The 26,151-nt window shown below is 69.7% G+C and carries 26 protein-coding genes; 17 read left to right on the forward strand and 9 right to left on the reverse strand.

Features of this window, described 5'->3' with window-relative positions; all coding sequences use genetic code 11:
- Positions 1–3 precede the first annotated feature (3 nt).
- From ACAZ03_RS04935 to ACAZ03_RS04960, 6 genes are all read left to right on the forward strand, one after another.
- Positions 4–696, forward strand: a complete 693-nt coding sequence (locus ACAZ03_RS04935; RefSeq protein ID WP_373356277.1) for a Crp/Fnr family transcriptional regulator — start codon at positions 4–6, stop codon at positions 694–696.
- A 146-nt stretch (positions 697–842) separates the two neighbouring features.
- Entirely contained in the window at positions 843–1,274 is a 432-nt protein-coding gene (locus tag ACAZ03_RS04940) for a YeeE/YedE family protein (protein WP_373356278.1), read from the forward strand.
- Positions 1,275–1,279: 5 nt separating this feature from the next.
- On the forward strand, positions 1,280–1,720 hold the full coding sequence (locus ACAZ03_RS04945; protein WP_373356279.1) for a DUF6691 family protein: 441 nt from the start codon (positions 1,280–1,282) through the stop codon (positions 1,718–1,720).
- Positions 1,721–1,742: 22 nt separating this feature from the next.
- The gene (locus tag ACAZ03_RS04950) at positions 1,743–2,627 is read left to right on the forward strand and encodes an MBL fold metallo-hydrolase (protein ID WP_373356280.1); all 885 of its coding nucleotides are present in this window, start codon (positions 1,743–1,745) and stop codon (positions 2,625–2,627) included.
- A 21-nt stretch (positions 2,628–2,648) separates the two neighbouring features.
- Entirely contained in the window at positions 2,649–2,984 is a 336-nt protein-coding gene (locus tag ACAZ03_RS04955; protein ID WP_373356281.1) for a TIGR01244 family sulfur transferase, read from the forward strand.
- Between the two features lie 7 nt (positions 2,985–2,991).
- Complete coding sequence (locus tag ACAZ03_RS04960) at positions 2,992–4,710, forward strand: SulP family inorganic anion transporter (protein ID WP_373356282.1); 1,719 nt, start codon at positions 2,992–2,994, stop codon at positions 4,708–4,710.
- 14 nt (positions 4,711–4,724) lie between these two features.
- Here ACAZ03_RS04960 and gcvA read toward each other — a convergent pair whose 3' ends face one another.
- The gene (gene gcvA / locus ACAZ03_RS04965; protein WP_373356283.1) at positions 4,725–5,621 is read right to left on the reverse strand and encodes a transcriptional regulator GcvA; all 897 of its coding nucleotides are present in this window, start codon (positions 5,619–5,621) and stop codon (positions 4,725–4,727) included.
- 216 nt (positions 5,622–5,837) lie between these two features.
- Between gcvA and ACAZ03_RS04970 the strand changes: the two genes are divergently transcribed.
- The 11 genes from ACAZ03_RS04970 to ACAZ03_RS05020 all read left to right on the forward strand — a co-directional run bounded on the left by ACAZ03_RS04970 (position 5,838) and on the right by ACAZ03_RS05020 (position 18,598).
- Positions 5,838–6,974, forward strand: a complete 1,137-nt coding sequence (locus ACAZ03_RS04970) for a hypothetical protein (RefSeq protein ID WP_373356284.1) — start codon at positions 5,838–5,840, stop codon at positions 6,972–6,974.
- A 5-nt stretch (positions 6,975–6,979) separates the two neighbouring features.
- Positions 6,980–8,062, forward strand: a complete 1,083-nt coding sequence (locus tag ACAZ03_RS04975; protein WP_373356285.1) for a ketopantoate reductase family protein — start codon at positions 6,980–6,982, stop codon at positions 8,060–8,062.
- Positions 8,059–9,168, forward strand: coding sequence for a Gfo/Idh/MocA family protein (locus ACAZ03_RS04980; protein WP_373356286.1), 1,110 nt, complete (start codon positions 8,059–8,061; stop codon positions 9,166–9,168). Before ACAZ03_RS04975 ends, ACAZ03_RS04980 begins: the two co-directional genes overlap by 4 nt.
- Positions 9,165–10,751 carry a DUF885 family protein gene (locus ACAZ03_RS04985; RefSeq protein WP_373356287.1) on the forward strand — a complete coding sequence of 529 codons (1,587 nt, stop codon included), beginning with the start codon at positions 9,165–9,167 and terminating at the stop codon, positions 10,749–10,751. Before ACAZ03_RS04980 ends, ACAZ03_RS04985 begins: the two co-directional genes overlap by 4 nt.
- Positions 10,748–11,758: an ABC transporter ATP-binding protein gene (locus ACAZ03_RS04990; protein WP_373356288.1), complete on the forward strand. Its 1,011-nt coding sequence runs from the start codon at positions 10,748–10,750 to the stop codon at positions 11,756–11,758. The genes ACAZ03_RS04985 and ACAZ03_RS04990 overlap by 4 nt, the downstream gene beginning before the upstream one ends.
- Positions 11,755–12,774 (forward strand): ABC transporter ATP-binding protein, encoded by a 1,020-nt coding sequence (locus ACAZ03_RS04995; protein WP_373356289.1) that lies wholly within the window; start codon positions 11,755–11,757, stop codon positions 12,772–12,774. The genes ACAZ03_RS04990 and ACAZ03_RS04995 overlap by 4 nt, the downstream gene beginning before the upstream one ends.
- A 69-nt stretch (positions 12,775–12,843) precedes the next feature.
- Positions 12,844–13,770: a 2-hydroxyacid dehydrogenase gene (locus ACAZ03_RS05000; protein WP_373357044.1), complete on the forward strand. Its 927-nt coding sequence runs from the start codon at positions 12,844–12,846 to the stop codon at positions 13,768–13,770.
- Positions 13,771–13,831: 61 nt separating this feature from the next.
- On the forward strand, positions 13,832–15,439 hold the full coding sequence (locus ACAZ03_RS05005) for a peptide ABC transporter substrate-binding protein (protein ID WP_373356290.1): 1,608 nt from the start codon (positions 13,832–13,834) through the stop codon (positions 15,437–15,439).
- 66 nt (positions 15,440–15,505) lie between these two features.
- A complete protein-coding gene (locus tag ACAZ03_RS05010; protein WP_373356291.1) occupies positions 15,506–16,459 on the forward strand; it encodes an ABC transporter permease in 954 nt (317 codons plus the stop codon).
- Entirely contained in the window at positions 16,452–17,339 is an 888-nt protein-coding gene (locus ACAZ03_RS05015) for an ABC transporter permease (RefSeq protein ID WP_373356292.1), read from the forward strand. Before ACAZ03_RS05010 ends, ACAZ03_RS05015 begins: the two co-directional genes overlap by 8 nt.
- 35 nt (positions 17,340–17,374) lie before the next feature.
- On the forward strand, positions 17,375–18,598 hold the full coding sequence (locus tag ACAZ03_RS05020; RefSeq protein ID WP_373356293.1) for an aminotransferase class I/II-fold pyridoxal phosphate-dependent enzyme: 1,224 nt from the start codon (positions 17,375–17,377) through the stop codon (positions 18,596–18,598).
- A gap of 35 nt (positions 18,599–18,633) precedes the next feature.
- Here ACAZ03_RS05020 and ACAZ03_RS05025 read toward each other — a convergent pair whose 3' ends face one another.
- The 8 genes from ACAZ03_RS05025 to ACAZ03_RS05060 are packed head-to-tail and all read right to left on the reverse strand — an operon-like array spanning position 18,634 to position 26,042.
- Complete coding sequence (locus tag ACAZ03_RS05025; protein ID WP_373356294.1) at positions 18,634–19,749, reverse strand: chemotaxis response regulator protein-glutamate methylesterase; 1,116 nt, start codon at positions 19,747–19,749, stop codon at positions 18,634–18,636.
- Positions 19,746–20,600: a protein-glutamate O-methyltransferase CheR gene (locus ACAZ03_RS05030; RefSeq protein WP_373356295.1), complete on the reverse strand. Its 855-nt coding sequence runs from the start codon at positions 20,598–20,600 to the stop codon at positions 19,746–19,748. Before ACAZ03_RS05030 ends, ACAZ03_RS05025 begins: the two co-directional genes overlap by 4 nt.
- Positions 20,588–21,214: a chemotaxis protein CheW gene (locus ACAZ03_RS05035; protein WP_373356296.1), complete on the reverse strand. Its 627-nt coding sequence runs from the start codon at positions 21,212–21,214 to the stop codon at positions 20,588–20,590. The genes ACAZ03_RS05030 and ACAZ03_RS05035 overlap by 13 nt, the downstream gene beginning before the upstream one ends.
- Positions 21,215–21,223: 9 nt before the next feature.
- On the reverse strand, positions 21,224–22,933 hold the full coding sequence (locus tag ACAZ03_RS05040) for a methyl-accepting chemotaxis protein (protein ID WP_373356297.1): 1,710 nt from the start codon (positions 22,931–22,933) through the stop codon (positions 21,224–21,226).
- 10 nt (positions 22,934–22,943) lie between these two features.
- The gene (locus ACAZ03_RS05045) at positions 22,944–23,456 is read right to left on the reverse strand and encodes a chemotaxis protein CheW (RefSeq protein ID WP_373356298.1); all 513 of its coding nucleotides are present in this window, start codon (positions 23,454–23,456) and stop codon (positions 22,944–22,946) included.
- Entirely contained in the window at positions 23,453–25,411 is a 1,959-nt protein-coding gene (locus tag ACAZ03_RS05050; protein ID WP_373356299.1) for a chemotaxis protein CheA, read from the reverse strand. The genes ACAZ03_RS05045 and ACAZ03_RS05050 overlap by 4 nt, the downstream gene beginning before the upstream one ends.
- On the reverse strand, positions 25,408–25,773 hold the full coding sequence (locus tag ACAZ03_RS05055) for a response regulator (protein WP_373356300.1): 366 nt from the start codon (positions 25,771–25,773) through the stop codon (positions 25,408–25,410). Before ACAZ03_RS05055 ends, ACAZ03_RS05050 begins: the two co-directional genes overlap by 4 nt.
- On the reverse strand, positions 25,770–26,042 hold the full coding sequence (locus tag ACAZ03_RS05060; protein ID WP_373356301.1) for a hypothetical protein: 273 nt from the start codon (positions 26,040–26,042) through the stop codon (positions 25,770–25,772). The genes ACAZ03_RS05055 and ACAZ03_RS05060 overlap by 4 nt, the downstream gene beginning before the upstream one ends.
- Positions 26,043–26,151 lie beyond the last annotated feature (109 nt).

The raw sequence follows: 26,151 nt of genomic DNA on the forward strand, positions 1-26,151 counted from the left end.
CCGATGCCCGCGCCCCTGCCTGCGCCCGCCGCCACCGACTGGATCGACAGGTTCGAGGGCCTCGCCCGGCTGCCGGCCGAGATCCGCGCCGACCTGACCGCGGGAGCGGAGATCGTGGACATGCCCGCGGGCGTGACCGTCTTCGCGCCGGGGCAGGCGGCGGATCGGCTGCTGCTCCTCCTCGAGGGCACCGTGCGCGTGCAGCAGACCTCGGAGACCGGGCGCGAGATCTTCCTCTACCGGGTCCATGCGGGGGAGAGCTGCGTGCTCACCACCGCCTGCATGCTGGCCTTCGAGGATCACGCCGCCACCGGCATCGCGGAGACGCCCGTCCGCGCCGCCGCCATCCCCCGCGCGATCTTCGACGACCTCGTCGCCCGGTCGCCGGTCTTCCGGCAATTCGTCTTCGCCGCCTATTCGCGGCGGATCACCGACCTCTTCACCCTCATCGACGATATCGTCTTTCAGAAGATGGATGTCCGCCTTGCCGCCCGGCTTCTGGAACTGGCGGGCGAGGGGGAGGAGGTCCGTGCCACCCATGCGACGCTCGGCGCCGAGCTCGGCACCGCCCGCGAGGTGATCTCGCGGACGCTGGCGGAGTTCCAGCGGCGCGGCTGGGTCGAGCTCGGGCGCGGCGCCGTGCGGCTGGTCGGCCGGGCGGGGCTGGAGCGGCTCGTGAGGTCGGCCGGAGCCTGACGCTACGGCAGGGCGCCTTCGGTGATGATGTCACCGACAGGCGCCACGCCGCCATGGCAGAGATCGCGAACCGATTCTCATGGCCGTGGGGGCACAGTGACCGACAGACCGACAAGAAACCGCCAAGCGGGCCGCGAGGCGCGCTGATGGAAACCATGTTCACACCCGTCCCGGCGCTTGCCGGCGGCGTGCTCATCGGCCTCGCCGCCACGGCGCTGATGCTGATCTCGGGCCGCATCTTCGGCGCGACCGGCATCCTCGCCGGCGTCCTGCGCCGGCCGGCCGCGGCGGAAACCGCCTGGCGCGTGGCCCTCATCCTCGGCATGGCGAGCGGTCCGCTCGCCGTCGCCGCGGTCACCGGCCAGATGCCGGAGGTCACTGTGCCCGTCTCGCTGCCGATGCTGCTCATCGGCGGCGTGATCGTCGGCATCGGCGTCACCTACGGCTCGGGCTGCACCTCCGGGCACGGCATCTGCGGCATGGCGCGGCTGTCGCCGCGGTCCATCGCGGCAACGGCCACCTTCATGGTGAGCACCTTCGCCACCGTCTTCGTCGTCCGCCACCTCATCGGAGCCTGAGCCACATGCGCCTCGTCCTTCTCTATCTCACCGGGCTCGTCTTCGGCGTCGGTATCTCGATCTCCGGCATGGCGAACCCTGCCAAGGTGCTGAATTTCTTCGACCTCGCGGGGGCGTGGGACGCCTCCCTCCTCCTGGTGATGGGGGGCGCGCTCGTCACCACCTTCATCGGCTACCGCCTGGTCTTCCGCCGCCAGGCGCCGCTTCTTGCGGGCGGCTTCGACCTTCCGCCCCGCCGGCCGATCGACGCCCGGCTCATCGGCGGCTCGGTGGTCTTCGGGATCGGCTGGGGCATCGCCGGCTTCTGCCCGGGCGCGTCGCTGCCGGCGCTCGGGACGGGGCAGTGGGAGGTCTACGCCTTCACCGGGGCCCTCATCGCCGGGATCTTCATCGCGCGGGCCCTGCAATCCATCAGGCCCTCGGCCCGGCGCCGGGCGGCGGCCTGACATCAGAACGGGACTGACTGACATGACCGATTATCCGATCCACATGGAGACCGTGCCGGAGGTGCAGGCCTTCTTCGACGAGGCCACGAACACCATCAGCTATATCGTCAAGGACCCGGCCTCCAACGCCTGCGCCATCGTCGACAGCGTCATGGACATCGACTACGCCGCCGGCCGCATCACCTACGATCACGCCGACCGGCTGATCGACGAGGTCACCCGCCAGGGGCTGACGCTCGAATGGATCATCGAGACCCATGTCCATGCCGACCACCTGTCGGCGGCGCCCTATCTGCAGCAGAAGCTGGGGGGCAAGATCGGCATCGGGGCCAAGATCCTGATCGTGCAGGAGACCTTCGGGAAGGTCTTCAACGAGGGCACGGAGTTTCAGCGCGACGGCTCGCAATTCGACCGGCTCTTCGAGGATGGCGACACCTACCGGATCGGCGAGATGGAGGCCGTGGCGCTCTATACGCCCGGCCATACGCCGGCCTGCATGGTGCATGTCATCGGCAATGCTGCCTTCGTGGGCGACACGCTCTTCATGCCCGACGGCGGCTCGGCGCGCGCCGACTTTCCCGGGGGCGATGCGGGCACGCTTTACGACTCGATCCAGAAGGTCCTCGCCCTGCCGGACGAGATGCGGCTCTTCATGTGCCACGATTACGGCCCGAACGGCCGCGACATCGCCTGGGAGACGACCGTCGCCGAGGAAAAGGCCCACAACATCCATGTGGGCGGTGGCAAGACGAAGGAAGAATTCGTCGCCTTCCGCCAGGAGCGGGACGCGACGCTCGGGATGCCGAAACTCATTCTTCCCTCTTTGCAGGTCAACATGCGCGCTGGCGAGGTCCCGAAAGACGCGGACGGCCGGCCGATGCTCAAGGTGCCGCTCGGCGGCCTCTGACGGTTTGAAAGGTGTGACGTCATGGACTTCAGAACCCTCACCCCCGCCCTCGCGGTGACCGGACAGGTCGCCCCGGCCGACATGGCCGCCATCCGCGCGGCCGGCTTCGGCGCCATCCTGTGCAACCGGCCGGACGGCGAGGCGCCGGGCCAGCCATCCTTTGCCCAGCTCGCGGCGGCGGCCGAAGCGGCGGGCCTCGCCGCGCGCCATGTGCCGGTGACCCCGGGCGCCGTCACCAGGGCCGATGTCGCCGCCTTCAGCGCGGCGCTGGACGAGCTGCCCGGCCCGGTGCTCGCGTTCTGCCGGTCGGGCGCGCGGTCGGAGGCGCTTTTCTCGCTCCTCGGCCGGGCGGCGTAACCGGGAGATGCGCCGCTACCTGCCGATCCTCGACTGGGGCCGCAGCTACAACCGGGCAAGCCTGACGAGCGACCTGATCGCGGCCGTGATCGTCACGATCATGCTCATCCCGCAGTCGCTGGCCTATGCGCTGCTCGCCGGCCTGCCGCCCGAGGCCGGGATCTACGCCTCCATCGCTCCGATCCTGCTCTACGCCGTCTTCGGCACCAGCCGGGCGCTGGCGGTGGGGCCGGTGGCGGTCGTCTCGCTGATGACGGCAGCGGCGGTGGGCGAGGTGGCGGCGGAGGGCACGGCGGGCTATGCCAGCGCCGCGCTGACGCTCGCGGCCCTCTCGGGGGGGATCCTGATGCTCCTTGGCCTCCTGCGGCTGGGGTTCATCGCCAATTTCCTCAGCCATCCGGTGATTTCCGGTTTCATCACCGCCTCGGGGCTGCTCATCGCCACCAGTCAGCTCAAGCATATCCTCGGGATCGACGCGGGCGGCCGGACGCTGCCGGAGATGCTGGCGGGGCTCTGGCGCCATCTCGGCGAGACCAATCCAGTCACCCTGGTCATCGGCATATGCGCGACCGCGTTTCTCTTCTGGGCGCGGCGGCGGCTGCGCCCGGCGCTCGCCCGGCTCGGCACGCCGCCCGTGCTGGCGGATGTCCTCACCAAGGCCGGCCCCGTCGCCGCCGTGGTGGTGACGACACTCGCCGTCCGGCTCTTCGACCTCGATGCGCGCGGCGTCGCCGTGGTCGGCGTGGTGCCGCAGAGCCTGCCGCCCTTCACCCTGCCCGGCCTTTCGCCGGAGCTGATCGGCCGGCTGGCGCTGCCGGCGCTTCTCATCTCGATCATCGGCTTCGTCGAATCGATCTCCGTCGCGCAGACGCTTGCGGCCAAGCGGCGCCAGCGGATCGACCCGGATCAGGAGCTGATCGGCCTCGGCGCCGCCAACCTCGGCGCCGCCTTCACGGGCGGCTACCCGGTGACGGGCGGCTTCGCCCGCTCGGTCGTCAATTTTGACGCGGGGGCCGAGACACCCGCCGCCGGCGCCTTCACCGCCATCGGGCTCGCCATCGCTGCCGTGGCGCTGACGCCGCTGCTGCACGACCTGCCCACCGCCACGCTGGCCGCGACGATCATCGTCGCTGTCCTGGGGCTGGTGGATCTGTCGATCCTGAAGAAGACCTGGGCCTATTCGCGGGCCGATTTCACCGCCGTCTCGGCGACCATCGCCGTGACGCTCCTCGTCGGGGTGGAGGCCGGGGTGGCTTCCGGGGTCGGCCTCTCTGTGCTCATGCATCTCTACAAGGCCTCGCGGCCGCATGTCGCCGAGGTCGGGCTCGTCCCCGGAACCCAGCATTTCCGCAATATCAACCGGCACGACGTGGTGACCTCCGAGCGGCTCCTGACGCTGCGGGTCGACGAGAGCCTCTTCTTCGTGAACGCCCGGGTGCTGGAGGATCTCATCCAGCGCCGCGTGACCGAGGGCTGCGCCATCACCGATGTGGTGCTGATGTGCTCGGCCGTGAACGCCGTCGATTATTCGGCGCTGGAGAGCCTCGAGGCCATCAACCAGCGCCTGAGGGACATGGGGGTCGGCCTCCATCTGTCGGAGGTGAAGGGCCCGGTGATGGACCGGCTGGCGGCGACGGCGCTGATCCGCGAGCTGAACGGCCGGGTCTTCCTGTCGCAATACGACGCCTGGGCGGCACTCTCGAAGAACCGGGCCGCGCAGGCGTAGCGCTTCTGCCGCGCTCAGACGTCCCGCGCCTCCTTCGCCAGCCAGGAGCGGAAGGCGCGGACGCGGGGCAGGTCGCCCTTGCCCTCGGGCGTCACGAGGTAATAGCCGCCCGGCCCGTTGACGCGTACCGGGAAGGGCGCGACGAGGTTGCCGGCGGCGAGGTCGGTCTCCACCAGGAACGTCGGCAGGAGCGCCACGCCGAGGCCCGACACGGCCGCCTGCAGCACCATGAAGAAATGCTCCAGCTTCGGCCCCCAGTGCATCGCCGAGGCGTCGATGCCGGTGGAGCGGAACCAGTGGTCCCAGGCGCGGGGGCGCGTCGAATGGACGATCAGCTCGTGCCGCCGCAGCATGTCGTAATCGACGAGCGGGTAGGGGCCGTCCATGATCCGGGGGGAGCAAACGACCTGCAGCTCCTCCGACATGATCGGCTCCGCCAGATGGCCCGGCCATTCGCCGTAGCCGAAGCGGATCGCGGTATCGGTCGTGTTGTCGCCCTCTACCGGCGGCCCGTCGCTGGAGACGATATTCAGCGAGATATCAGGGTGCAGGTCCTGAAAGGTGCCGAGCCGGGGGATCAGCCATTTCGTCCCGAAGGTCGGCAGGATGCCCACGGTCAGCGTGCCGGTGCCGGCGCGGGTGGAGGTCAGCTCCTCCGTGCCCGATTCGATCCGGTTGAGCGCATCGTTGAGGAGTGCGGCGTAGTAGCGGCCCTGGTCGGTCAGCTCGATCAGCCGGCTGCGGCGGGTGAAGAGCTGGATCTCGAGGTAATCCTCGAGGCTCCGCACCATGCGGCTCGCGGCGCTCTGCGTCACGTTCAGCTCCTCCGCCGCGCGGGTGAAGCTGCCGTGGCGCGCCGCCGCCTCGAAGGTGCGCAGCGCATTGAGGGAGGGGAGCGATCGGCCGGCCATTTGCATTCCTTCAACTCATGTATGGGCGATGTTTAGGCTGCTTGCGGGCGGGCGCAAGCTGCACTGTCATATCCCTGTCGTGGACGGGGCGATCGGGCCCGGTCCCTTGTGTGAGCGCCGCTGAAAAAAGCGGCGCGGGGCCGCGAATGGCGGCCGAAGACGCGAAGGAAAGTCATGTCTCTCTCGAAGATCGGTCGTCAACTGACCGCTGTAACAATGGGAATCGACCGGTTCGAGCGCAGCCGTAACGACGGGCGCTCGCTTCTCGACGGCGAAGGGCTCGTGCCGATCTTCATGGGGGACGACCTCGTGACCGCGCGCAGCTACACCGGCTGGGACACGGTGCAGGCCGACCTCGCCTCGCTCGAGAGCGATGTCGCCGACCTGCCGAAAGGCGAGCGCAAGACATTCCTCGAAGGAATGCTCACCTCGCTCCGCCTCGCCGTGCGGCTCTTCTCCGGCGGCTCTCCGACCTTCGAGGAAAAGGTCGTCGATCTGGTCGGCGCCCCGCGCGGCAAGGTCGACCCCTCGATCATCGAGACGGCGCGCGACAATATCGACCGGCTCCTGCGCAGCGCCGGCTTCACCGACGGCTCGCTGCAAGAGCGCGTCGCCCGCTGGGAATCGGAACGCGCCATCGACCCCGCCAAGCTCGAGGAGGTCTTCACCGAGCTCATGGCGCAGGCCAAGGCCCGCACCGACGAGATGATCTTCGACACCGGCGATTACACGATGGCGCTCAATCCGGTCTCGGATGTGCCCTACACGGCCCGCTGCAATTTCGACGACGCGAAGATGGACCTGAACATGGACCTCAGCTTCACGCGCGCCGCGCTGAAGCATCTCGTCGCCCACGAGGTCTATCCGGGCCATTCCACCCAGCTTCTCTACACCCGCGCCGAGGTCGATGCCGGCCGCGCGACGCTGGATGCGCTTCTCATCACCGCCAATGCCATCACCGGCTGCGTGCAGGAGGGCATCGGCGATCAGGGCATCCAGCTCATCGACTGGATCGAGGACGATGACGACCAGATCCAGCTCGAGCTGCGCCGCCTGCGCTCCGCCGCCCAGACCACGGCGACCTGGGTCTACATGGTCGAGGGCAAGCCGGCCGAAGAGGTGATGCGCTACCTGCGCGACGTGGCGATGGGGCAGGAGGCCTGGGCCCGCGGCCGCCTGCGCATGGCCGCCCATCCGTTCCGGGGGCCGTTCATCGCCTCCTACTGGGCCGGCAACGAGGCCGTCCGCACGGTGCGCGAGCGCATCCGTCCCGAGCAGAAGCCCGAGTTCCTGCACGCGCTCTACGGCCGCGCGCAGAGCCCGCGCAGCCTCGACATGTTCCCGGCGGAGTAAGCCCCATGAAGTTCACGATTATCGGATCGGGCGCCATCGGCGGCCTCGCCGGCGCCTGGATGGCCGAGGCGGGCCACGACGTGACCCTGGTCGACCGCTGGGAAGAGCATGTCGCCGCCATGAAGGCCGCGGGCCTGAAGATCGACGGCGTGCGCGGCGACCGCGAGGTCGCCGTCACCGCCGCGCTGCCCTCGGAGCTGAAAGCCCCGCTCGGCGTGGTGCTCATCGCCACGAAGTCTCAGCACGCGGTGGAGGCGTTGAAGGAGATCATTCCGCTCCTCGACGAGGGCTCCTGCGTCATCTCCTTCCAGAACGGCTTCAACGAGCCCGACCTGATCGCGGCGCTGAACGAGGCCGGCCTGCCGGGCGACAAGATCGTCATGGGGTCGATCCCCAATTACGGCGGGGCGCTGGTCGACCCGGGCTATATCGAATTCGTCCACGAGGGGCCGATCCAGCTCGGTGAGCTGGACGGCACGATGTCGGACCGGCTGAAGGAGATCGGCGAGGCGCTCTCCGCCCTCACCGAGGTGCAATATTCCACCCATATCTGGGGGCAGATCTGGGCGAAGGAGGTCTATGCCTCCCAGGTCGTCTTCTCCGCCCTTGTCGATGCGCCGATCCGCGAGTCGCTCGGCAACGAGCGCTATGCCCGCATCGCCGGCGCCATCGTCAAGGAGGCGCTGGAGATCGCCGATGCCAAGGGCATCGACGTGCAGCCCTTCGATTTCTTCGACCCGGCCAACTACCGGGTGAAGACGGCGGAAGACACGCGCAAGCTGCTCGACAACGTGAACCACGCCATCTGGCTCCTGAAGAAGGATCAGGAGACGAAGCCCGCGCATCAGTTCAAGAAGAAGGGCTCCGGCATCTGGTGGGACATCGTCTACCGCAAGCGCCCCTCCGAGACGCGCTCCTCCTCCGGCAAGCTGATCGACTACGGCCGCGAGGCCGGGGCCGACACGCGGCTGAACGCGAAGCTCTTCGAGATGATCTACGAGATCGAGGAGGGCAAGCGCGAGCTCGGCTTCCACAATTACGATGAACTCGAGGCCTATGTGGCCGAGATTGGAAAGACCCTCCCATGAGTGATGCAAAGCTCGGTGTCGGCGTCATCGGCACCTTCGCCTGGGCCGACAAGGCCCATCTGCCTGGCTACAAGGCGCATGAGCGCGTCGATCTCGTCGCCGTCTGCGACGTGAACGAAGAGCGCGCCCGGGCGGCGGCCGAGAAGTTCGGGGCGCGGAAGGTCTATACCTCCGCCGCCGAGCTGATCGCCGACCCCGAGGTGCAGATGGTCGACGTCTGCACGCCGACGCACACGCACCTGCCCCTGTCGCTCGACGCCATCGCGGCCGGCAAGCACGTGCTGTCGGAAAAGCCGCTGCACACCGAGGCCGCCCCCGCCTTCGACGCCGCCGTGCGGGCCGATGCGGCGGGCGTGCGCACCAAGCTCGGCTTCACCTTCCGCTACTCCCCGGCGATCCGCTGGATCCAGGAGGCGGTGGCCTCCGGCGAGCTCGGCGAGATCTACCACATCCACGGTTTCGAGCAGAACCAGCAGTGGCTGGACCCGGACTTTCCGCTCCGCCAGGTGGCGCCGGGTGCCAAGCGCGATCAGCTCATCCCCTCGTCCATCGTCGGCTACGGCTCGCATCTCATCGACCTCATGCGCTGGGTCGGCGGCGAGTTCGGCTCCGTCGTCTCGTCGATGAAGAACTTCATCCCCGAGCGGGTGATCCGCGGCGAGGAAGGGCGCCAGCGCGTGCTGATCGACGACGGCACCGTGGGGCTGGTCGAATACCAGAGCGGCGCGCAGGGCACGCTTCAGACGAGCTACATCGCCGTCGGCAATTACCCGGGCGTCGAGCTCAGGGTCTACGGCTCCAAGGGCGCGGCCATCGCACGGCTCATCTCGGAATACGACGTGCAGGAAACGCTGATGGTGGCGACGAAGGAGAACTTCGAGTTCCGCCGCCTCGACCTGCCCGAGAGCACCCTGCCGCCGGGCACGACCCTCGCGACCCCCTGGCCGGAGCTCTACTACCGCAACCTCGTGCGGCATTTCGTGGACGAGATCCTCGAGGATCGCCCGCAGGAATGCACCTTCCACGACGGCGCCAAGAGCCAGGAGATCGTCGACGCCTTCATCAAAGCGCATTACGAGCGGCGCTGGGTCGAGGTGGGCACGTGACGGCAGTCGATACCTATCTCGCCCACCGCTTCGACTGGCGGCCGGTGGATGCGACGTTTATGGGCGCGGAGGGCCACGACCAACGCCTGCCGCGCACCGGCGCGGGGGCGGCGGAGGCCGAGCTGGCCGAGCTGACGGGCCTCATCGCGGAGGTGGAGGCCGATGCGAGCCTCGACCCCAGCGACCGGCAGATGCTGCTGGCGGAGATGCGGGTGGAGGAATCCTCCCTCGCCACCCGCCCGCGTCACCGCAACCCGGCCTGGCACACCGGCGAGACCGCCTTCGGGGTGATCTCGCTCCTGCTCCCGCAGTCCGCGCCCTGGCGCGGTGAGGCCATCGCCGCGCGGCTGGCGGCCATTCCCGCCTTCCTGCAGGACGGGCTCACCGCCATCGGCGGCGCCCCGGTCCCCGCCGGCTGGGTGGCGCGCGCGCAGGGCGAGTGCGCCGCCATGGCGACCTTCCTGCGCGAGGATATCCAGCTCCACGAGGCCTACGAGCCGGCCTGGCCGACCGGCCCCGCCGCCGCCGCCTTCGAGGCCTATGCCGATGCGCTCACGGGCCTGCCCGATGCCGACCCGGCCGCCGGCCGCGCCCATCTGGAGCTGGTCATGCGCGAGCAGCACCGGCTGGACTTCGGCCCCGACGAGGCGCTCGCCCGCGCCCGCGCCGCCTTCGACCGGACAACGCGCGAGCTGGAGGAGATGGCCCGCGCCATCGACCCCGCGACGCCCTGGGCCGATCAGATCGCCGCCCTCTCCGCCCTCCACCCCGCCGACGAGGCGGGCGTGCTCGCCGAGGTGAAGGCGCTCGACGCCGCTGCGATGGACGCGGCCGACGGGCTCGTCACCCCGGCCCGCGCCTACGGGCTCGACTACCGGCCCTTCCCCGACTGGGCGCGGAATGTCTCGAAGGCGCTCTACTTCCTCTTCTACCGCTCGCCGCCGGGGCTGAACCCGGGGCAGGGGAGCACCTACTGGGTCTCCCGCCCGGGCGAGGACCTTGCCGCCTATCTCGCCGCCAACGCGACCGCGATGCTGAAGACGATCCATGCCGTCCACCACGGCAGCGTCGGCCATCACACGCAGAACGCCCGCGCCCGGCAGGCGCCGAGCCGGCTCGGCCGCATCGCCGGCACCGATTGCGCCATGGGCCTCGCCTTCCTCGGCGCGGGAACGCTGATCGAGGGCTGGGCCTGCTATGTGGAAGACCTGCTGATGGAGGCGCCGGGCTTTTACAGCCCCGCCGAGTGCCTGCTCCTCAAGAGCTTCGAGCGGCGGAACGCGGCGAGCGTGCTCGTCGACATCAACATCCACCTGGGCCATTGGTCGCTCGACGAGGCCGCCCGCTTCTATGCGGAGGAGGCGGGCTTCGCCCCGGCCCGCGTCAGGGGCGAGGTCGTCCGCAACTCGATGTTCCCCGGCAGCCGGCTCATGTACTGGATCGGCGTCGAGGGCATCCGCGACCTCCGCGCCCGCTGGACAGGCACTGCGGAGGAGTTCCACGACACGCTCCTCTCCCTCGGCCATGTGCCGCTCGCCACCGTGGCCGAGCACATGGCAGACACCGGCAGGCTGGCCGCATGAGCGGGGCGCTTCTCGATATCCGCGGGCTCGTCACGGAGTTCCGCACCGAGGCGGGGCTCCTCCATGCCGTCAAGGGCGTCGACCTGACGATCGCGCCCCGCGAGACGCTGGCGCTCGTCGGCGAAAGCGGCTCCGGCAAGTCGGTCACCTCGCTCTCGGCCATGCGGCTTATTCCCGAGCGGGTCGGGCGCATCGCGGCGGGGGAGATCCTCTTCACCGGCCGCGACGGGCAGACGCGCGACCTCGCGAAGCTCGACCAGCGGCAGATGAGCACGCTCCGCGGCTCCGAGATCGCCATGATCTTCCAGGAGCCGATGACCTCGCTCAACCCGGCGCACCGGATCGGCGTGCAGATCGCCGAGGCGGCGCGGCTGCACGAGGGCCTGTCGCGCAAGGCCGCCCATGCCCGCGCCATCGAGATGCTGCGCCTCGTTGAGATCCCCGAGCCCGAGCGGCGGGCGGAGGCCTATCCGCACCAGCTTTCGGGCGGGATGCGCCAACGGGTCATGATCGCGAGCGCGCTCGTCTGCCATCCGGCGCTGCTCATCGCCGACGAGCCGACGACGGCGCTCGATTCCACCGTACAGCTGCAGATCCTCGTGTTGCTGAAGCGCCTGCAGGAGGAATTCGGCATGGGGGTGCTCTTCATCACCCACAACCTCGGCGTCGTCGCCGAAATAGCCGACCGCGTGGCGGTCATGTATGGCGGGCGGATCGTCGAGGACGCGCCGGTGGCCGAGATCCTCACGCAGCCGCGGCATCCCTATACCAAGGGCCTCCTCGGCTCCGTGCCGCGGACGGATCATGCCGCCCGCGCCGGCGGCTCGCGCGAGCGGCTCGCGCAGATCCCCGGCAGCATGGTCGACCCGTTCCACCCGCCGCCCGGCTGCGATTTCGCGCCGCGCTGCGCCTTCGCGCAGCCGGCCTGCAGCGCCGCCGTGCCGCCGCTCGAGCCGACGTCCCGCGGCTCTCACGTCCGCTGCATCCGCTGGAGGGAGATCGCATGAGCAGGGCCCTTCTCGACGTCCGCAACCTTCAGGTCCACTTCCCGGTGGGCAAGACGATGTTCAACAAGGGCGTGACCGTCCGCGCCGTGGACGGCGTGTCGATCTCCATCGGCAAGGGCGAGGTCGTGGGCCTCGTCGGCGAGAGCGGCTCCGGCAAGACGACCCTCGGCCGCGCGCTTCTGCGGCTCGTCGAGCCGACCGGCGGCTCGGTGCTGCTGAACGGCGAGGAGGTGACGACGATGTCGCCCTCGCGCCTCAGGAAGGCGCGCTCCGAGATGCAGATCATCTTCCAGGACCCCTTCGCCAGCCTCAATCCGCGCATGAGCGTCGGCGAGATCCTCGGCGAGGCGCTGCACCTGCATGGCATCGGCACCCGCGCCGACCGGCGCGAGCGGGTGGCGGAGCTCCTTCAGAAGGTCGGCCTGCCCGCCAGCGCGGCCGAGCGGCACCCGCATGAGTTTTCCGGCGGGCAGCGGCAGCGCATCGGCATCGCCCGGGCGCTGTCGGTGAACCCCGCCTTTATCGTCGCCGACGAGCCTGTCAGCGCGCTCGACGTGTCGATCCAGGCGCAGATCGTGAACCTGCTTCACGACCTCCGCGAGGCCATGGACCTGTCCATCCTCTTCATCGGCCACGACCTGTCGGTGATCGAATATCTCTGCGACCGCGTGGTGGTGCTCTACATGGGCAAGGTGATGGAGACGGGCAGTGTCGCCGACATCTACCAGCGCCCAAGACATCCCTATACCCGGGCACTTCTGGATGCCGCGCCGCAGGTGACGACCGAACGGCGGACGGACAGGATCATGCTCTCGGGCGACCTGCCGAGCCCCGTGAACCCGCCCTCGGGATGCATCTTCCGCACCCGCTGCCCCTTCGCCGCGCCGGCCTGCGCCGAGGTTTCTCCGCCGCTCGAAGAACGGGCAAAGGGGCACGAGGTCGCCTGTATCCGCGCCGATGAGATCGACCTCGCCGCGCCCGGCGCGCCCGTGTCGGCGCCGCCTCTCCATGCATGAGTTCAGCGCCGTGCATGGCCGAGATTTTCAGTCGTTGTCCGCCTTCGGACAGCCAATAGCGTGAGTTTCATGATACGCATCTACATCGCATCCAAGGGTGACCGGGCCGGTCTGCAGCGCCTCTTCCAGGCGGAATTGCCGGAGGCCGAGGTCCTGATCGACGCCGCCGAACTGGGCCCGGAGCCCTGCCCCTATATCGTCGTCGGCCGCCCCGATCCGGGCACCATCGCCAGCGTTCCCGGCGTCGAGGTCGTCCTGTCGCTGAACGCCGGGGTGGAGCATCTGCTCGCCTCCGGGGAGGTGCCCGAGGCGATGCCCATCGTGCGCATGGTCGATGATGGCCTCGCCGAGGGCATGAGCGAATGGGTGCTGGCCGAGGTGCTCGCCTGGCACCGCAACATCCTGCATTACCACCGCATCCAGCCCGAGGCGCGCTGGGCGCCGGAGCGCGAGAAGCTCGCCCGCGAGCGGATCGTCACCGTGCTCGGCGCCGGCGCCCTCGGCGGGCCTGCGGCCGAACATCTCGCCCGCATTGGCTTTCGGACCCGCGTCTGGAGCCGTTCCGGCCGCGCCGTCCCCGGCGCCACCGCCTATGGCGCCGGCCAGCTCGAAGAGGCGGTGACCGGCGCCGATGTGCTCGTGAACCTTCTGCCGCTGACGGCCGACACCCGCGACCTGATCGACGGGGCGCTCCTCGGCCGGATGGCCAGGGGCGGGCTCTTCGTCAACGGCGCGCGCGGCGCGCATGTGGTGGAGGCCGATCTCGTCGCGGCGCTCGATGCCGGCCAGCTCTCGCTCGCCGCGCTCGACGTCTTCCGCACCGAGCCCCTCCCGGCGGAGGACCCGCTCTGGCGGCACCCGAAGGTGCTCGTCTCCCCCCATGTCGCGGCGCCGACCCATCCCGGGCCGGCCGTCGCGGAAATGGCCGCCAACATAAGGCGGCATCAGAACGGCGAACCGATGCGCAACGTCGTCGATCGGGCGGCAGGGTACTGAGGCCCGATCCCCCCACGTCCCGGGCTCACCCCCGGCCCCACTCGCAACAAGGAGCTAGATCATGACCAGCATTTCGCGCCGCGGCCTCTTCCGGGCCACCGTCGCCGGGGTCGCCCTCGCGGCGATGTCCGCCGGATGGGCCAACGCCCAGCAGATGGGCGGCACGCTCGATGTCGGCCTCACCTACGAGATCGACACGATGAACGTCTATTCGACGGGCTATCTCGGCGACGCCCAGGCGACCATCGTCGAAGGTCTGCTCGCGCCCGACGAGAATGCCAACTACGTGCCCGTCCTCGCCACCGAGGTGCCGACGCTCGACAATGGCGGCATCGTGCTCTCCGACGATGGCGAGACGATGACGATCACGTATCACCTGCGTGAAGGTGTGACCTGGCACGACGGCGAGCCCTTCACCTCGGCCGACGTCGCCTTCACCTGGGAAGCCGTGAAAAACCCCGACTTCATCGCCGAATCCAAATCCGGCACTGAGGTCATCGACTCGATCGAGACGCCGGACGACCTGACCGTCGTCGTCCATTACAACACCGTGGCGCCGGACTTCGCCTCGACGCTCTTCACCTTCGGCATCATGCCCAAGCACGTGCTCGAGGGGCAGGACCTCAACACCCATGAGTACAACGAGCTGCCGGTCGGCACCGGCCCGTTCATGGCGACCGAGTTCGAGCGCGGCCAGTATGTCGTCGCCGAGCGCAACCCCAACTACTGGCGGACGGCCGAGGACGGCACGCAGCTGCCCTATCTCGACCGGATCGTGTTCCACATCGTGCCCGATTCCAACACGATCATGACCCAGCTCCGCTCCGGCGAGCTCGATCTCGTCGTGAAGACGCCCTACAACCAGGCCGCCCAGATCGAGGCCATCGACGGGCTGGAGCTGATGGTCGGGCCGCTGCTCTCCTGGCAGCATCTCGACTTCAACTTCCGCAACGATTTCCTGGCCGATCACGCCGTGCGCGAAGCCTTCGCCCATGCCGTCGACCGGGAGGTGCTGATCCGCGCCCAGGGCGGCTTCCCCGAGCCGATCAAGTCGATCGTCGTGCCGGTGTTCTCGCTCTATGACGACACCACGCCGTCCTATGAGTACGACGTGGAGCTGGCCAACCAGATCCTCGACGAGGCCGGCTACGAGATGGGCGACGACGGCATCCGCACCAAGGATGGAGAGCGCCTGTCGTTCGACTTCGTGGTCACCGCCGGCAACGCCGACGACGAGAACGTCCAGCAGATCCTGATGGCGCAGATGGAGGCGATCGGCGTCGAGCTCGTCCCCGACAACCGCGCCGGTGTCGCCTATCGCGAGGCGCGCTACTCGGGTGACTACGACCTGATCTACGGCCGCTGGATCACCTCCGCCGACCCGGTCTACTCGGTGTTCTACGGCACCGATGGCGCGAACAACGGCCAGGGCTATTCCAACCCCGAGCTCGACGAGGTTCTCGCGACGCTCGAGGGCAGCCTTGACCCGCAGGTGCGTCAGGAGGCCTCCTCCGAGATGCAGCACATGATCGCGGAAGACATCCCGTCGATCCCGCTGACGACGAACGTGGCGCTGATCACCAAGACGACCGCGCTCAAGAACTTCGTGCCGAACCCGACGAACATGACCAATTTCGTCAACTCGGCCGCGTGGTATCTCGAAGAGTAAAGTCCTCGCCGGCCGCGGGGGGTGCATCCCCGCGGCCGGCCCTTCGCCCCCGAAAGACCTTGTGACGTGAGCCTCAGTTTCCTCATCCGGCGCATCTTCGGCGCGATCCCGCTTCTCTTCGGGATCTCGCTCGTCCTGTTCGTCATCATCCATCTCGCGCCCGGCGGACCGCTCGACGTCTATGCCGACAACCCCTCCGTCTCGCCCGAGGCGCTGGAGCAGATCCGCGTCCGCTTCGGGCTCGATCAGCCGGTGCCGGTGCAATACGTCCTTTGGCTGCGCTCGATGCTGGTGGGCGACTGGGGCCTCTCGATCCGCACGGGCCGCCCGGTGCTGGACGAGATCGTGACCCGGCTCGGCCCGACCCTGCAGCTCGGCGGCATCGCCATGCTCCTGTCCTTCATCGTCGCCGTGCCGCTCGGCATCGTCAGCGCCGCCCGCCGCGGCAGCCGCACCGACAGCACCGTGACTTTCGCCGCCTTCGCCGGCATCTCCATGCCCGTCTTCTGGTCGGCGCTGCTCTTGCAGCTCATCTTCAGCGTCTGGCTCGGCTGGCTGCCCTCCGCCGGCATGAAATCCATCGGCGACGGCTCCTTCCCCGACCGGCTCGCCCATCTGGTGATGCCCGTCGCCGTCCTCTCCCTCGCCACCATCGCGAGCTGGAGCCGCTACATCCGCTCCGGCATGGTTGACGTGCTGAGCCAGGATTACATCCGCACCGCCTATGCCAAGGGCCGGCGGGAGCGGGGGGTGATCTTCCGCCATGCCTTGCGCAACGCCATGATCCCGGCGGTGACCGTCATCGCCATCGATTTCGTCACCATCATCTCCGGCGCCGTCATCACCGAGACGGTCTTCGCCTGGCCCGGCATCGGCCGGCTCTTCGTCGAAAGCATGAACGGCCGCGATTATCCCATGCTCATGGGGCTGATGATGATGGGCTCCGTCGGCGTCGTCGCCGCCAATATCCTGGCCGACATCGTCTATGCCGCGCTCGACCCGAGGATCCGCCATGGTTGACCTGACCGTAGAGACGCTCGAGACGCCGCTCCCCGCGAGCCGGAGGCCGCTCCGCCAGATGGCCCGCCGCTTCATGCGCCACCGGCTGGCGGTGATCGGGCTCGTCGTCCTGTCGCTCATGACGCTGATCGTCATCCTCGGGCCCTATCTGTCGCCCTATGAGTACGATCAGCAGGATTTCATGCTGATCGGCACGCCGGGCGCGCCCTCCTCCGCGCATTGGCTCGGCACCGACGAGCTCGGCCGCGACGCGCTGACGCGGCTCATCTACGGCGGGCGGGTGTCTCTCGGCGTCGGCCTCCTGGGCGCGCTGATCTCGACGCTGGTCGGCACGCTGATCGGCTCCGTAGCCGGCTTCTACCGCGGGGTCTGGGATGTGCTCCTCATGCGCTTCACCGACGTGATGCTCTCGATCCCGACCTTGCCGCTGGTGCTGCTGCTCTCGACGCTCTTCCGGCCTAGCCCGGTGCTGCTCGTCGTCATCGTCGGCGGCCTCATCTGGATGGGCACGGCGCGGCTCGTGCGCTCGCAGTTCCTCGCGCTCCGCGAGCGGGAATATGTCGAGGCGGCCATGGCGCTCGGCGCCGGAGGGCCGCGCCTGATGTTCCGCCACATCCTGCCCAATGCTCTGGGGCCGATCACGGTGGCGGCGACGCTGGCCGTCGGCAGCTCGATCATGCTGGAATCGGCCCTGTCGTTCCTCGGCTTCGGCATCCTGCCGCCGGTGCCCACCTGGGGGAACATCCTCAATTCGGCGAGCGGCTGGCTCGCCATCGCGCCCTGGCTCGCGATTCCGCCGGGCCTGTGTATCTTCTTCACGGTCCTTTCGGTGAATTTCGTCGGCGAGGGCCTGCGTGATGCGATGGAGCCCCGCGGCTGACAAGCGGGGACCATCCTCTTTCGGAAGGACAAACCATGAGTACACCCGACCGTCCCGCACGGCTGGATCGCCTGACGCTCCCCGGCCGTGCCGGAGGGGGCCTGAGCGCGCGCGAGGCCGACCTCGCGCTCATCGCCAAGGCGCCCGAGGGCTTCCTCGACACCACGCATTTCGACACGGTGCGCTTCCCGCCGCCGGACTGGGCGGCGGAGTTGATGGGCGAGGTGATGCGCGACGGCGCCCGCGCCTACAGCCCCTATCGCGGCCATGCCGATGTGCTGGAGATCGTCGCGCGGAACGCCGCGGCGCTGATCGGCATCGACGTCGACCCGCGGCGGAACGTGATCCTCACGGCCGGCACGCAATCGGCGCTCTTCGCGGCCATGGGCGCGCTGGCGCCGGAGGGCGGCGAGGTGGCGCTCCTTTCCCCCGAATATCTCTTCGACGAGCGGATGGCGGCCTTCGTCGGCGCCGCCGTTCGGCACATCCCGCTCGACCTCGCGGCGGAAACGCCGGATCTCGCGGCGCTCGAGGCCGCCTTCAAGGCGGGCGTGAAGACCTTCGTCTTCTCGCATCCGAACAACCCGACGGGCACGGTCTTCTCGGCCGAGACGGTGGCGGAGATCGCCCGGCTCGCCGTGGCCCATGACGTGACCATCGTCGCCGACGAGCTCTACTGCCGGCTCCTGCATGACGGCACGCCCTTCCACCACATCGCCGCCGAGCCCGGAATGGCCGAGCGTACGATCACGCTCCTCGGGCCGAGCAAGACGGAATCGCTCAGCGGCTTCCGGCTCGGCGTCGCCATCGGGCCCGAGGCGCTGATCGCGCGGATGGAAAATGTCCTCTCCATCACCGCGCTCCGCGCGCCGGCCTATGCGCAGAGCCTGCTGACCCGCTGGCTCGGCGAGGATCAGGACTGGCTCGCCGCCCGCATCCCCGAGCTGACGGCGCTTCGGGCGCTCACGCGCGAGAAGCTGGCGACGCTCGACTGGCTGAAGGTCACCACCGGGCAGGGCACGGCCTATGCCTGGTGCGATGCGCGGGCGCTGGGGCTGAGCGGGGCGGAGCTGTCGCAGCGGCTGATGACCGAGGCCGCCGTGCTCGTCAGCCCGGGCTACCAGTTCGGCCCCGACACCGACGGCTTCTTCCGCGTCTGCTATGCGCGGGACGAGGCCGAATGGGCCGCGGCGCTCGACCGGATGGTCACCGTGCTCAAAGCTGCCCGCGCCGAGACGGCCGAACCGGCGGCGGGGTGAGGGCCGGGGGGCGGCACCTCCCTGGCCGCCCCCCGCTAGCCCCAGCTGATGGCGCCCCTCGGCGCGAGCTGGCTGGCCCAGGTCTGGATGTCGAGCGGCAGCTTGCCGAGCGGGCGGGCGCGGTCGGCGCCGCCCATGGCCAGCGCCTCCTTCGGCATGCCGAAGACCACCGAGGTCGCCTCGTCCTGCACAAGCGTCTCGGCGCCGGCCTGCCGCATCTCCAGCAGCCCTCGCGCCCCGTCATCGCCCATGCCGGTCATGATGAGGCCGAAGGCCTTCTTGCCTGCCGCCTGGGCGACGGAGCGGAAGAGCACATCCACGGAGGGCCGGTGGCGGGAGACATAGGCGCCCTTCACGATATCGACCTTGTAGCCCGGCCCGCTCCGCCGCAGCAGCATGTGGTGGTTGCCGGGGGCAATGAGCACCGTGCCCGGCGCCGGGCGGTCGCCCGTCTGCGCCTCCAGCACCTGCAGCTCGCAAAGCCCGTCGAGCCGCTGCGCGAAGGTGCGGGTGAAATGCTCCGGCATGTGCTGCACGATGACGATGGGCGGCAGGGCGGCGGGGAGCTTGGTGAGCAGCTTCGTCAGCGCCTCCGTGCCGCCGGTCGAGGCGCCGATGGCGATGATGTGCCCGCCCGGCGGGCCGACATCGGGGTTGGGCGGCCGGGGCGGCAGGATGACGTCGGCGGTCAGCTTCGGGCCCGGGCTCATCGCCCTCGGCGCCGGCCGCTGCGCCCGGCGCCGGCCACCGGTGGAGGCGGCGGCGCGCACCGCGTCGCAGAGCCTGACCTCGGCTTCCGCCCAATCCTCCTTCGTGGCGAGCTGTGGCTTGGCGATCACCTCGGCGGCGCCGGATTCCAGCGCCCGCATGGCATTGGCCGAGCCGCTCGCCGTGAAGCCCGAGCAGACGACCACCGGCATGGGATGCTGCGCCATGATCCGCCGCAGGAAGGTCAGCCCGTCCATCCGCGGCAGGGCGAGATCGAGGATCAGCACGTCGGGGAGCTGGCTCCGCATCGCCTCCGCCGCCTCGAACGGATCGCCCGCGGTGGCGAAGACCTCGATGTCGTCATCGGCGGCGAGCAGGCGCTTGAGCGCCGCCCGGGCGCTGGCGCTGTCGTCGACGATCATCACCTGGATTCGGCCGGTCATGGCTGGTTTTCCTTTCTGCGAAAGGCCGCGGGGGCCATGTGATCGAGCCGTCCGTCCTCGACGACCATGGATTCGGCATGGCCGACGAAGAGCCAGCCGCCCGGGCGCAGATGCTCGACCATGTCGGCGATCAGCCGCGCCTGCCGCGCCTCGTCGAAATAGATGAGCACGTTGCGCAGGAAGATCGCGTCGAGATTACGGGCGACGGGGAAGGGCGGGTTGATGAGGTTCATCTCGGCAAAGCGCATGCGCCGGCGGAGCTCGGGCACGAAGCGGGCGCTGCCCGCGCCGTTCCGGCTTCGCCCCGCCATCGTGTAGCGCACGCGCATCTGCGCCGGCACGGGCGTCAGCTCGCGGCTGGGGTAGATCGCCCGCTCGGCCTGGGCGAGCACGGCCGTCGAGATGTCGGTGCCGAGGATCGCCCAGTCGAGCCGCCGGTCGGCGGCGGCGGCATCGGCGAGCACCATGGCGGCGGAATAGGCCTCCGCCCCGGTGGAGGCGGCGGCGCTCCACAGCCGGAAGCGGCAAGCGGCGCCGGGGCGGAGGCGGGCCAACGCCTCGGGGATGACCTGTTCGGAGAGGATCTCGAAATGCCGCCGCTCGCGGAAGAACTCCGTCTTGTTTGTGGTGACCTGGTTGACGATCAGCTCCCAGTCCCGGGCGAGGCCGCCCTCTTCGAAGAGGTGGCGCAGATAGCCGTCGAGATCGTGAAAGCCGCCCTCGATGAAGCGTCGGCGGAGGCGCGAGGCGAGCAGATGGTCCTTGTTGGCGGGCATGCAGATGCCCGTCTCCCGGTAGATGATGTCGCGAAAGCGCTCCCGGTAATCGGGCCGGAGCTTCAGGGCCTGCATGGCCAGCCATCCGCGCTGGCGCCGGGGCCGGCCTCGAGCCCGGCGCCGGTGCCGAACGCCATGTCGCTCTCCAAGTCGCTCTCCATGTCGAGCACCACGCCGGCGAGGCCGCGGTCTGCCGGCGCCTGGCGCGGGGCGGGCGCCGGGGCCGCCGCGGCGACGATCAGCCCGGGGTCGAGCACTTCACTGACGTCGAGAAGCGCCGTGATCGCGCCGTTGCGCCGGCCGATGCCCCGCAGCATTCGCGGGTCCCAGGCCAGCATCTCGGCTTCGCCCACGGGCGCCACGAGACCGTCCTGGTCGAGCGCCGCCACCTCGATCACCCGGTCGACCTGCAGGGCGACCCGGTGCACCGCGCCTCCGGTGCCCGGCAGGCTGAGGAGGAGGATGCGGGTATCCTCGTCCTCCGCCCGCGCCGGCTCGCCGAGGATGCGGCGCAGGTCCACCAGCACCACCGAATGCCCTCTGACGTCGATCAGGCCGAGCAGATGCGGCGGGGCATTCGGCAGGCGGGAGGGCCGCTGCGGCGACAGGATCTCCTGCACCATGGCCACCTCGACCGCGAAGAGCGACCCGGCGACCGAGAAGGTCACGACTGTGTCGACAAGCTGCATGCCTACCCCTCAGGCCGCCGAACTGCCGCGACCGGCATGGCGAACGAAATCGGCATCGAGCTCGTCCTCCGCGCCGCTCATGTCGAAGTCGAAGCCGTCGCCGTCGAGCTTGGCGGGCCGGGGCGCGGGGCCGGAGCTGCGGCGGACGGGCGCGGGCGCCGGCGCCCCGCTCCGCCGGGGTGCGGCAGCACCGGCGGGCGCGCTCATGGGCGCGACCGCGCCGTCGCGCTCGTCGGTCTGGAAATAGGAGATCGAGGCGCGCAGCGTCTCGGACTGGGCCGACAGCTCCTCCGCCGTGGCGGACATCTGCTCGGAGGCCGAGGTGTTCTCCTGCGTGACCTTGTCGAGCTGCTGGATGGCGAGGTTCACCTGCGTCGCGCCGGTCGCCAGCTCCTGGCTGGCGGAGCTGATCTGGCTGACGAGTTCGGAGGTGCGCTCGATGTCAGGCACGAGGCCCTCGAGCATCTTGCCGGCCTCTTCCGCCGCGCGCACCGTGTTGGCGGAGAGCGAGGAGATCTCGCCCGCCGCGGTCTGGCTGCGCTCGGCCAGCTTGCGCACCTCGGAGGCGACCACGGCGAAGCCGCGGCCATGCTCGCCCGCCCGCGCCGCCTCGACGGCGGCGTTGAGGGCGAGGAGGTCGGTCTGACGGGCGATCTCCTGCACCACCATGATCCGCTCGGCGATAGTCTTCATCGCCTCGACGGCCTCGGCCACGGCATCGCCGCTCAACCGCGCGTCGGTGGCGGATTTGCGGGCCATCTCTTCGGTCTGCCGGGCGTTGTCGGCGGTCTGCTTGATGTTGGCGGTCATCTCCTCGACCGAGCTCGAGGCTTCTTCGGTGGAGGAAGCCTGCTCCGTCGCGCCTTGGCTGAGCTGCTCGGCGGTCGAGGCCATCTCGGACGAGCCGGCGGCCACCTGGCCCGCGCCGCTGCGCACCTCGCCGACGACACGGCGGAGGTTGCGGGTCATCTCGTTCATGGCGCCGAGAAGGTCGGCGATCTCGTCATGGCTCGCATGGCTCACACTGTCCGTCAGATCGCCGGTGGCGACCTTGCGGGCGAGGTTGATGGCCTTCGTCAGGCCGTTCGAGATCGTCATGACGATCCAGACCCCCGCGATGCCGCTGACCAGCGAGATGGCGGCCATGATGGCGATCGTCAGGTTGCGCGAGGACGTATAGCTCTCCGCGGCATGAACGGGGGCCGTGGCGAGGCTGTCGCGGTTCATGCTTAGAACATGGTCGAGCTCGATCTCCATCTCGTGCCAGGCCTCTTCGCCTTCGCTGCGGATGAGCCGGAAGGCGGCGTCGGTGTCGCCGGCGCGGACCAGCTCGATGGCGCGGGCATTGAGCTCGAGGATCTGCGTGAAGATGCCCTCGTAGAGCTCGAGCACGGCCAGCCCCTCGGGCGTCTCGAGCGCGCGGAGCTCGCTCAGGAGCTCGTCGTGATGCGTGCGGGCATCCTCCATGTCGGTGAGGACGATGCGCTGCTGCGCCGGCGTCTCGGCCAGGAGGAAATCGCGCATGTCGCGCTGCAGGCGCATCTGCTCGAAGCCGAGCTCTTCGGCGAGGCGGATGCGCTCGGCCTCGACATCAACGAGCTCGATCATCCGGTCCTGCATGCCGGCGAGCTTGTCGAGCGCGAGCAGCCCGGCGCCGATCGAGGCGGCGACCACGAAGACGAGGGTGATGGCAAGCTTCAGTTTCAGGGTCAGGCGCATGATGGGTTCCTCAGGCGTGAAGCGCGACGACCGCCTCGGAGCTGCTCAGATGCTCCGAAAAGATCGCGTCGAGATCGGGGATCAGGAAGAAGCGGTCGCCCTTGCGGCCGATCGCCTCGACGAAATGGCGGGGCCAGCGGGCGCCGACGGTGGGGACCTCCTCGAGGCTGGCGCCGGAGACCTCCGTCACCTCGTGCACCTCTTCGGCGAGGATGCCGACGACGGCGGGCGTGCCGTCGAGCACCACGTCGAGCACCAGGATGCGGGTTTCTTCCGTCGGCGGGCTGATGCGCATTCGGAGGGGAATGCGCAGATCGGTCAGCGGCACGACGGCGCCGCGCACGTTGAAGAGCCCGCCACAGAAGGCCGAGGCATTCGGCACCCGCGTGATCGTGCCGGGCTCGATCACCTCGCGGAGGATCCCGGTCGGGATGCCGACCAGCTCTCCGCCGAGGCTGAGGGTGACCATCGTCGTGTCGCCGCGCGCGCTGCGCGGCCGGCGCGTGTCCTGCCCGGCCATCATGCGGCCTCCATGCTGTCGCGGATCTGGCCGAAGGCGACGAGCTGCGGCACGTCGAGGATGAGCGCCACGGAGCCGTCGCCGAGCACCGTCGCGCCCGAGAAGGTCTTGAGTGTGCTGTGCAGCGGCGAGAGCTGCTTGATGACCGTCTGGCTGGAGCCGATGATCCGGTCGACGGTCAGCCCGACGCGCAGCTCGCCCGCCGTCGCCACGACCACCTTCTGGAAGGGGGCGGGCGGCCCCTCGCTGCCGAGCAGCTCGCGCATCCGCAGGAAGGGCACGAGCTGGTCGCGGATGTTGAGGAAGCGCGAGCCGTCGCCGCGCTTGGCATGCTCCTCCGGCAGCTCGATGATATGCTCCACCGCCGCCAGCGGGATCGTGTAGCGCTCGCCCGCGATCTCGACGAGCAGCCCGTCGATGATGGCGAGCGTCAGGGGCAGGCGCATGTGGATCCGCGTGCCCTGACCGGGGACGCTCTCCACCTCGATCGTGCCGCGGAGCTGCTCGACCGTGCGCTTGACGACATCCATGCCGACGCCGCGGCCCGAGAGCTCCGTCACCGTCTCGGCGGTGGAAAAGCCGGGCTGCAGGATCAGCGCCAGCGTCGCCTGCTCGTCGAGCTCCGCCTCCGGCGCCACGAGCCCGCGCTCCTCCGCCCGGGCGCGGATGCGGCCGACGTCGAGCCCGCGGCCGTCATCGGCCAGCGTGATGACCACCTCGGCCCCCGAATAGCGGGCCGAAAGGCGGATGGTGCCGGCCTCGGGCTTGCCGGCGGCGCGGCGCACCTCCGGCAGCTCGAGCCCGTGGTCGGCGGAATTGCGGATGAGGTGCATGAGCGGGTCGGCGAGGAGCTCGATGACCGTCTTGTCGAGCTCCGTCTCCTCGCCCTCGACCTCGAAGAGGATCGACTTGCCGAGCGCGCCGTTGAGGTCGTGGATCAGCCGGCGGAAGCGGCTGGTGATGGAATCGATCGGCGTCATGCGGATCGACATGGTCGTCTCGCGCATGCCGGTGGCGAGGCGCTGGATCTCTTCCGCCACAGCGACGAGTTGCGCGTCGCCGGTGCGCGCGACGAGCTCGGCCAACCGGGCCTCGGCGATCACAAGCTCGCCGACGCGGTTCATCATCTCGTCCAGCCGCTCGGCCGGCACGCGCATCATCGTGCGCTCGCGGGGCGGGGCCGCGGGCGGAGTCGGGGCGGCCGCCATGGCGACAGGCCCGGCGGCCGGCGGCGCGGTGGCGGCCTCGACCTCGGGGGGCGGCCCGGCGGGCTCGCGGGTGAGCTCGAGCCGCAGATCCTCCTCGTTGAAGAGGAAGACCTCGCGGATCTCCGCCTCGGTCACATGGCCGGGCAGGCGCAGGCGCCATCCGATATAGAGCCGGTCGGGCTCCAGATCGATCAGCGTCGGCAGCGCATCGAAATCGGGGTTCAGATCCGTGGCGCCGAGCGCGCGCAATTCGTCGAGCAGCACCTGCGGGCGCGCTCCGAGGACGAGGCAGTCGGCCGCGAGGCGGAAGGCCATCTGCCAGTCGCCGGAGCCCGCGCCTTCTTCCGGCGCGGCGCCCTCTTCCGCCGGGGCCGCCGCCGGGGCATCCCCGCCGGAGATCAGCGCGGTCAGCTCCGCCAGAAGGGCCTGGCCGGGAGCGGCTTCCCCCCCTTCGAGGAGCGTCACCGCATGGTCGCAGGCGCGCAAGCCCAGATCGATCAGCGCCGCGGTGACGGCGAAGCGCCCCTCGCGCACCGCGTCGAAGGCCGTCTCGAAGTCATGCAGGAACGTCGCCAGCGCCGTATGGCCGAACATCGCGCCCGAGCCCTTCAACGTGTGCAGGTCGCGGAAGACGCTGTCGACCAGCGTCCGGTCCTCCGGGCGGGACTTCATGTCGAGGAGCCCGGCCTCGAGGCTCTCGGCGAGCTGGCGGGCCTCGATCAGGAAGAGATCGTCGGCATCGTTGCTCATCGGCCGAGCACCTTGCGGATGACGCCGAGCAGCTTCTGGTCGTCGAAGGGCTTGGTCATCCATCCGATCGCCCCGGCCTCGCGGGCCTTCTGCTTCAGCGTGTCAGCGTTCTCGGTCGACAGGAAGATGACCGGCACCCCGGCGCTGCCCGGCATCTGGCGGAAGGCGCGGATGAAGCCGATCCCGTCGAGGTTGGGCATGTTCTGGTCGGTGATGACCGCCGCGGGCATGGCGCTGCGCACCGCCGTCAGCGCCGCCTGGCCGTCGCCGGCCTCGATGGTCTGGTAGCCGGCCATGCGCAGGGTCGAGGTGATGAGCCGGCGGACGGAGACGGAATCGTCGACGACAAGGACATGGCTCATGAGGCGGCCTCCGGCAGGGGCGCCGCGGGGGCGAGGCTGTCGAAGCCGAGCCGGGCCCAGAGATCCGCCGCGTCGCTTCCCTCGGCCATCTGCAGGCCGAGCGGTGTGCCGCCGCGGCGGCTGGTCAGGATCGCGGCGGCGATGAGCTGCGCCCCGGCCGCATCGAGCGGCGTCTCCGCATCGAGCGCGATGAGCTCCGCCCCCTCGTCGATGAGCGACAGAAGGCGCAACTGCGCATCCTCGCCCGCTGCGATCGTGTATCCCGACATTCCCGCCTTCCTTCCCGGACCGGATCCCGCGGCGGTGTCTAGGCGGCAAGTGCTACCAGAAGCTGAAAGCCGGCCAGATCGGGGCGCCCTGCCTAACACTTCGTTCAGA

The organism is Pseudoroseicyclus sp. CXY001 (assembly GCF_041714655.1).
Lineage (GTDB): Bacteria > Pseudomonadota > Alphaproteobacteria > Rhodobacterales > Rhodobacteraceae > Pseudoroseicyclus_A.

What these genes read in the sequence shown, in the direction of transcription:
- ACAZ03_RS05000 (WP_373357044.1), top strand. Translation starts at nt 12,844, where the DNA reads ATGATACGCATCTACATCGCATCCAAGGGTGACCGGGCCGGTCTGCAG.
- ACAZ03_RS04955 (WP_373356281.1), top strand. Translation starts at nt 2,649, where the DNA reads ATGGACTTCAGAACCCTCACCCCCGCCCTCGCGGTGACCGGACAGGTC.
- ACAZ03_RS05030 (WP_373356295.1), bottom strand. Translation starts at nt 20,600, where the DNA reads ATGCAGGCCCTGAAGCTCCGGCCCGATTACCGGGAGCGCTTTCGCGAC.
- ACAZ03_RS04970 (WP_373356284.1), top strand. Translation starts at nt 5,838, where the DNA reads ATGGGAATCGACCGGTTCGAGCGCAGCCGTAACGACGGGCGCTCGCTT.
- ACAZ03_RS04945 (WP_373356279.1), top strand. Translation starts at nt 1,280, where the DNA reads ATGCGCCTCGTCCTTCTCTATCTCACCGGGCTCGTCTTCGGCGTCGGT.
- ACAZ03_RS04950 (WP_373356280.1), top strand. Translation starts at nt 1,743, where the DNA reads ATGACCGATTATCCGATCCACATGGAGACCGTGCCGGAGGTGCAGGCC.
- ACAZ03_RS05040 (WP_373356297.1), bottom strand. Translation starts at nt 22,933, where the DNA reads ATGCGCCTGACCCTGAAACTGAAGCTTGCCATCACCCTCGTCTTCGTG.
- ACAZ03_RS05060 (WP_373356301.1), bottom strand. Translation starts at nt 26,042, where the DNA reads ATGTCGGGATACACGATCGCAGCGGGCGAGGATGCGCAGTTGCGCCTT.
- gcvA (WP_373356283.1), bottom strand. Translation starts at nt 5,621, where the DNA reads ATGGCCGGCCGATCGCTCCCCTCCCTCAATGCGCTGCGCACCTTCGAG.
- ACAZ03_RS05020 (WP_373356293.1), top strand. Translation starts at nt 17,375, where the DNA reads ATGAGTACACCCGACCGTCCCGCACGGCTGGATCGCCTGACGCTCCCC.
- ACAZ03_RS04975 (WP_373356285.1), top strand. Translation starts at nt 6,980, where the DNA reads ATGAAGTTCACGATTATCGGATCGGGCGCCATCGGCGGCCTCGCCGGC.
- ACAZ03_RS05050 (WP_373356299.1), bottom strand. Translation starts at nt 25,411, where the DNA reads ATGAGCAACGATGCCGACGATCTCTTCCTGATCGAGGCCCGCCAGCTC.
- ACAZ03_RS04995 (WP_373356289.1), top strand. Translation starts at nt 11,755, where the DNA reads ATGAGCAGGGCCCTTCTCGACGTCCGCAACCTTCAGGTCCACTTCCCG.
- ACAZ03_RS04980 (WP_373356286.1), top strand. Translation starts at nt 8,059, where the DNA reads ATGAGTGATGCAAAGCTCGGTGTCGGCGTCATCGGCACCTTCGCCTGG.
- ACAZ03_RS05045 (WP_373356298.1), bottom strand. Translation starts at nt 23,456, where the DNA reads ATGATGGCCGGGCAGGACACGCGCCGGCCGCGCAGCGCGCGCGGCGAC.
- ACAZ03_RS04935 (WP_373356277.1), top strand. Translation starts at nt 4, where the DNA reads ATGCCCGCGCCCCTGCCTGCGCCCGCCGCCACCGACTGGATCGACAGG.
- ACAZ03_RS05055 (WP_373356300.1), bottom strand. Translation starts at nt 25,773, where the DNA reads ATGAGCCATGTCCTTGTCGTCGACGATTCCGTCTCCGTCCGCCGGCTC.
- ACAZ03_RS05035 (WP_373356296.1), bottom strand. Translation starts at nt 21,214, where the DNA reads ATGCAGCTTGTCGACACAGTCGTGACCTTCTCGGTCGCCGGGTCGCTC.
- ACAZ03_RS04940 (WP_373356278.1), top strand. Translation starts at nt 843, where the DNA reads ATGGAAACCATGTTCACACCCGTCCCGGCGCTTGCCGGCGGCGTGCTC.
- ACAZ03_RS05015 (WP_373356292.1), top strand. Translation starts at nt 16,452, where the DNA reads ATGGTTGACCTGACCGTAGAGACGCTCGAGACGCCGCTCCCCGCGAGC.
- ACAZ03_RS04990 (WP_373356288.1), top strand. Translation starts at nt 10,748, where the DNA reads ATGAGCGGGGCGCTTCTCGATATCCGCGGGCTCGTCACGGAGTTCCGC.
- ACAZ03_RS04960 (WP_373356282.1), top strand. Translation starts at nt 2,992, where the DNA reads ATGCGCCGCTACCTGCCGATCCTCGACTGGGGCCGCAGCTACAACCGG.
- ACAZ03_RS05005 (WP_373356290.1), top strand. Translation starts at nt 13,832, where the DNA reads ATGACCAGCATTTCGCGCCGCGGCCTCTTCCGGGCCACCGTCGCCGGG.
- ACAZ03_RS05025 (WP_373356294.1), bottom strand. Translation starts at nt 19,749, where the DNA reads ATGACCGGCCGAATCCAGGTGATGATCGTCGACGACAGCGCCAGCGCC.